The sequence below is a fragment of the Achromobacter sp. SIMBA_011 genome, from assembly GCF_046535435.1.
In the GTDB taxonomy this organism is placed as follows: Bacteria; Pseudomonadota; Gammaproteobacteria; order Burkholderiales; family Burkholderiaceae_B; genus Achromobacter; species Achromobacter dolens.
Map to the genome: position 1 here is coordinate 1 of NZ_JAWRWN010000104.1, position 382 is coordinate 382.

Genomic DNA, 382 nt, shown 5'->3' on the forward strand with positions numbered 1-382 from the left:
GTTGCCATAACAATTACTTTTGACAGATTAATGTAAGGAAATCCTTGCAGTGTCCATCATTCATTCCGAGTCAGGGAACAGCGCGATGAAATCCTCCACGTTGTCCGTGCGCGCCGGGTCGTGCCGCACCGCCGTCGCCGCCGCAGTTGCCGCGCTGGCGCTGGCGGGCTGCGCAAACTATATCGGCATCAAGAGCGACAAGCAGATCGCGCCCGCGTCGCAATTCGAATCGGCGCAAAGCCTGCCAGCCCAGGGCGGCCAGTGGCCGACGCTCGACTGGGCCAGCCAGTTCGGCGATCCGCAGCTGCCGAAGCTGATCGACGAGGCGCTCCAGGGCAATCCATCGATCGCGCAGGCGCAGGCGCGGATCGCGAAGGCGTCG

The 382-nt window shown here is 63.1% G+C and carries 1 pseudogene; it reads left to right on the forward strand.

What is annotated here, in order from left to right:
• Window positions 1-85: 85 nt before the first annotated feature.
• Window positions 86-382 (forward strand): annotated as a pseudogene (locus SB816_RS30120) (MarR family transcriptional regulator); the annotation flags it as partial.